This is a genomic window from Robertmurraya beringensis, from assembly GCF_042433785.1.
Lineage (GTDB): Bacteria > Bacillota > Bacilli > Bacillales > Cytobacillaceae > Robertmurraya_A > Robertmurraya_A beringensis.
In genome coordinates this window covers 1-905 of record NZ_JBHLUU010000049.1, presented here as the reverse complement: position 1 = coordinate 905, position 905 = coordinate 1, and the positions used below count along the sequence as shown (strand labels likewise).

Annotated in this window: 2 protein-coding genes; both read right to left on the bottom strand. The window is 41.9% G+C overall.

The genetic code is table 11. The features are described from left to right. On the bottom strand, positions 1-402 hold a 402-nt coding region (locus tag ACFFHF_RS11815; RefSeq protein WP_377058221.1), incomplete at its 3' end, for a helix-turn-helix domain-containing protein. Then, positions 399-905 (bottom strand): transposase (locus ACFFHF_RS11810; protein WP_377058220.1); only part of this gene is annotated, 507 nt, incomplete at its 5' end. The genes ACFFHF_RS11810 and ACFFHF_RS11815, both read right to left, overlap by 4 nt.

Genomic DNA, 905 nt, shown 5'->3' with positions numbered 1-905 from the left:
TAAATGACTTTCTGGTAATCTACCCTCGGGCTTTTTGCTTCTTCCCCGATGATTTTGCATTTTATGCTCACGAAGAACTCTATAAAAGCTAGATTCGGAGGCGATATAAATGCATTGATCTGCTAATTTTGGCACGATTTGAGTAGGCGGTAGGTCTACAAATTCCTCTTTTTTAACAACCTCCAGTATCTCTTGTTTTTCCTCTATCGTTAATTTATTTTTTGGCTCTGGACGTAACGCAATAGGGCGTTGATCCTCCTTGATTCCACCTTCTGAAATCCAGCGTTCATAGGTGCGAACGCTAATGTTCAATTCTTTACACGCCGGGGCTAATCGCGCACCATTTTGGTTTGCTTCTTGGATGAGTTCTACTGCTAGTGCGCGATCTGACGGGCTGATCATTCGTCCTCTTGGTCCCCCCAGATCGCTTGGGCCTTTTTTCTTAATAGTAATAAGGCTGCAGCTTCTGCCAATGCTTTTTCTTTTTTACGCAAATCTTTCTCTAATGCCTTTCCTCGCTTTTTCTCCTCTTTTAATTCTTGATTTAACTGCTTTGTTTGACTAGATTCTCGCCCATTTGCATTAAGGCATGAATCTCGCCATGCGTCAATCTGTTCTTTATAAAGTCCCTTTTTTCGACAATACTCCGCTAGCTCCGCACCATTCATTGAGTATGTTTCCATAACTATGAGAAACTTATCTTCACTGCTCCAGTGTTCAGAACTTTGTCCATCTCCGGGTGTGGGGTTTCCAGATGATCTAGCCTCTTTTCTCCACTTGTAAAGCGTGGGTTCAGTAATGCCCAACTCTTCACTTAATTGGCCAACCGATTCATTAGTGGGGGGCATCATTCTCTTAATAATTGATGCTTTCTCTTCCTTTGTATAACGTTTACCATTATTACT